Annotated in this window: 2 protein-coding genes; both read right to left on the bottom strand. The window is 46.7% G+C overall.

From position 1 onward, the window contains the following. Window positions 1-2,138, bottom strand: a 2,138-nt coding sequence (locus AC805_RS26290) for a filamentous hemagglutinin N-terminal domain-containing protein (protein ID WP_072143613.1), incomplete at its 3' end; no start/stop codon positions are given. Beyond that, window positions 2,128-4,584: filamentous hemagglutinin N-terminal domain-containing protein (locus AC805_RS13005; protein ID WP_055075834.1), on the bottom strand; the 2,457-nt coding region annotated here is incomplete at its 5' end. The genes AC805_RS13005 and AC805_RS26290, both read right to left, overlap by 11 nt.

A 4,584-nucleotide genomic window follows, 5' to 3' on the forward strand; every position in this document is an offset into this window, starting at 1 on the left:
GTAAAAGCGAGGTTACTGATATTCACCGTGCCACTCAATCCAAATTGCGAACTTGCCGTGATGTCACTCTCAGGGGTCAATTGCGGACGGAACTTCAATCCAAATAGACCCTGCGTAGTGATATTGATATTCCCACCCGATCCGCGTACCGCATTCGCAATAATGTCACTATTCTCTGTCCCCACAATCACAGGGGCGTTAATTGTCAAGTTACCACCATTGCCATTACCTGCTGCGGTAGCAGAAATGAGGCTATTGTGTCGTAGCAGTAAATATGATTGCAAGTTTAAGTTCACATCCCCTCCATTACCAGAAGCAGTTGAGGCTAAAATACTGCCTTGATTGTCCAGAAAAATTGAATTAGCATTAATCTGCAAATCTCCTGCTTTACCCGACCCATCATTTTTGACGCTGACAAAGGCTCCATCAGTGATTCGTAATGACGGCGTGTTAATCGTGAGCGAACCTGCATCCCCAGTGGGAATCGGAGGCAATCCAAAAGCTGCTTGCGTTGCTGGGTCAGGAATCTCGGCAGTTGACGTAATGCGGGCAGGGTTAATGGATGACAAGGATTTTCCCTGCACAACAACCGACTCTAACGCATTAATGATTACGTTACCCGATGAACCTATGCTAGGGGTGTTAGACCCGACCAATCCACCATCTCGAACCACTAATCTGGATGTGTTAACGAATATGCTATTCACATTCCCATTGCCAAGTGTGGCTGTAATCAGCGCAGTAGGTGAGAATGTAATAGGGTTAACACCTGCAATTTCGATCAAGTCTTGAGCATTGACTTGCACCTTTCCCGACTGTCCAGAACCAAGGGTTAGAGAAGCAATACTAGCACCATTCAAAATCCTCAAATTGCCAGTTGATACTGTAATGTCACCTGCTGTAGTAGAGCTGACTGTGGTGGTTGTGATCGAAGAAAGAAGGACTGGATTAGCCGCAACATAACCATCCATCAGGATCGAACCTGCGACATTCACGACAATATTACCGCTAGGTCCTAGACCATACGTCTGGGTATTAATGGTTCCACCATCGGAGAGGAGTAGCTGCGCGGCGGAAATTGCTAAAGTTCCCGTCTGACTACTGCCCAGATTGTCAATGTCGATCAGGCTTGGCAATTTGCCATCGGCGGTATTCTTTGCGAGAGTAAGGGTTTCAGTCGCTTTAACGGTAATCCCTCCAGCCATCTGTAAGCCAAAGTTTTGCATCAAGGCGGCTGAACCCTCTGTTAAGCTGATATTGCGTCCTTGGATTTGGATTGAGCCATTGTTACCACTGGCATCGAGCAAAGATGCTTGGGCGAGATGAATATCGTTAAACTGCTGCACCGAGGTATAATCTCCCACCCATCCTGTCACTGTGGGATTGAGCTTGACAAGTCCATTACTGACACTGCCCACTTCTATATGTCCGCCGCCATTGACGGATACGATACCACCAGAGAAGTTCACCTCATTTCCAATTAGGGCAAGTGTATTGCCTGCCCCAACTTGTAACCCAATCGGATTTTGGCTGCGGTCTACAGGTGCAAAAATTCCGCCAGCTAGGCGATGTCCAGTATTTTGTACAGTAATTCCCTTGGAGTTTTGTCCGAAATCTAGACCGATTGGGGCATTCACTGTCAGTAAAGATGAGCTTTTCGGATTCACGGCACTAAATTCTGTTCCATCAATAAACTTGACACTATTGGCTGTCGTTCCGACAAACGATCCGCCAATATTTAGCCTTGCATTGGCTCCAAAGATAATTCCATTGGGATTAATTAAAAATAAACTTACGGGATTATTGTTATTAATGGTCTGAATTAAGCCATCAATATTGGAAACAATTCCTCCCGTTACCCGACTAAAAATCGTCGTAATATTCGGTGTGTTTACTAGATTGAAAGTTGCCGAACCTCCCGTCGGTACTGAGAATTGACTAAAACTATGGAATAAATTTGCTCCATTATTGGGCTGATTACCATTGGTAATCGTAAAGTTGAGATTGTCGGGACTGGTGACTGTTGTTGACAACGTGCCATCTGCTTTCACGCTCTGTGCAGAAATATTTGTGGGTAAAAGCATTCCCAAGAACAGGAAGCTAGAACCACACCACCATAGCCTTTGACTAAAATTCATTGGACATTACCTCTTTAAATAGATTTGGTGCGATCGCTAAAGATCCCGCACAATCAGTTGCAGGTGTTTCTCTTGCTATGTTACTAGCAGCATAGATATCTACCTCACCCTTCGCATTGATTTGCCAACCAGTAGCTTCCACAATGGGTGTCTTCGCATTCTCAGATTGCTTTTCGGATTGCTTTACAGTTGCGAGAGTATTGGGATTGCGGAGAGAGGCGGGGTCGCGGGTATCTGTCCAAGGATGATTACCACTGCGGCGATCGCTAGGATTTTCGGGCAATCCCCCACGACCTGTAGCGACAAAGCGACTATTGCCATAGGTTCGACAGCCTTGGGCAATGCGCTGACTCGGATCGTCGATATTGCTGGGCAGTTGAATCAATCCAGCGATCGGGGTAAAAGCGAGGTTACTGATATTCACCGTGCCACTCAATCCAAATTGCGAACTGGCAGTGATGTCACTCTCAGGGGTCAATTGCGGTCGAAACTTCAATCCAAATAGACCCTGCGTAGTGATATTGATATTCCCACCCGATCCGCGTACCGCATTCGCAATAATGTCACTATTCTCTAGCCCTACAATCACAGGCACATTAATATTGATGTTGCCGCCATTACCATTTCCTCCTGCGGTCGCCGTAATATTGCTGCCATGACGCAGCAGTAAGATATTTGCACGAATATTAATCTGTCCACCCTCTCCAGAATTTGTAGCCGCCGAAATACTTCCAGCACGGTCAAGAGCGATCGCCCCCGCATTAATGAATAGGTTCCCAGCATTACCAAATCCTTGATGACTGACTCGCACCACCCCCCCATCGGTAATCTGCAAGCTTGGGGTATTAATTACCAAATCACCTGAATTGCCTGTAGGCAAACCCGATAGTCCAACTGATTTCAGAAAGGCGGCAGATTGCTTTGGAGCACCTGCGCCAATCCGACTGGGCACTCCCGATGCATTACCACTGACAATAATTTGCTTCGATGCATTGATTTGCAGGGTTCCTGCATTGCCCTGTCCAAAAGTGTTGGTCGAAAGAGAACCAGAATCCAGCACCCTCAATGTGGAGGTATTGATGGTCACTTGCCCCACATTTCCTCGGCTAAAGCTGGTGGCTCCGAGAAAGCCAGAAGTGCCAGCGGGGTTGGGAATGTATCTACTGAGTTCGATAAAATCAGTGGCATTGATCGTGCTATTTCCTGTAGTTCCAAGACCAAAAGTGGCATTCGTAAGCTGCGCCCCGCTTTGTATGCTCAATTGCTGTGTCGTGAGTTGAACATCACCACCCCGTCCAGCCCCATCCGTTTCGGAACCGATGTCGCTGTTATTAGTGATATCCAAAGGTGAAAATCCCACGATCTGAATCCCACTCGCTGCGACTGAGATATTTCCTGCCCTTCCCGATCCCAACGTACGGGTATAAACTTCTGCGCCATTTTGGACTAGTACTTGTGGTGCAGTAATTACCAGATTGCCGCCATCACCTTTGGTGGCATCGGTAAACAATATGCTTTGAAATCCATAGGTGCCTATCCCACTCACTTCCAAGGACTCGCTAGCATTGACCGTAATATCCCCAGAAACTTGATTTCCTTGGTTGATTAATAATGCTACGGAACCATCATTTACGCTAATTTTTCTGCCTTGGAGGTGAATCGAACCAGATGGCGCACCAGAGGCGTTGGCAAGGGCTTGATGGGAAAATTGGATATCGCCGTACTGCGTTGTGCTGTAATCAAAATTCCAGCCTAGGGATGCGGAGCTGAGATTAACGGTTCCTGCTTTGGCGCTACTAAGTTCTAGGTGACCTGATGGAGCGCTGATAATCCCACCATCTAACATTATATCTCCCCCCACCAATGCTAGGGTCTGACCAGAAACCACCTGCAAGCCCTGCGGAGTTGTCCCCATCTGCACCGGACTATTCCTCTGGATTGATAAGCGGTGTCCAGTATTTTGGACGGTAATTGTTCCAGGGTTTTGACCCATAAGTAAGCCATTAGGGGCACTAACTGTCAACAAGGGAGTTGTTAGAGGGCTGACAGCGCTGAACTCTGCACCATCAGCAAAGCGAATACTTGAGGCTGTTGTACCGACAAATGATCCGCCAATATTCAAACTGGCATTGGCTCCAAAGATAATTCCATTGGGATTGAGCAGAAACAAACTTACGGGGTTGTTGTTATTAATAGTCCGAATCAAGCCATCAATATTGGAAACATTGCCTCCTGTTACCCGACTAAAAATCGTCGTAATATTTGGCGTATTCACTAGATTAAAAGTTGCCGAACCTCCCGTCGGTACTGAGAATTGACTAAAACTATGGAATAGATTTGCTCCATTACTGGGCTGATTGCCATTGGTAATCGTAAAGTTGAGATTGTCGGGACTGGTGACCGTCGTAGACAGCGTGCCATCGGATGTTAAGCTCTGTGCAGAAAC

This window comes from Pseudanabaena sp. 'Roaring Creek', assembly GCF_001402795.1.
GTDB lineage: Bacteria > Cyanobacteriota > Cyanobacteriia > Pseudanabaenales > Pseudanabaenaceae > Pseudanabaena.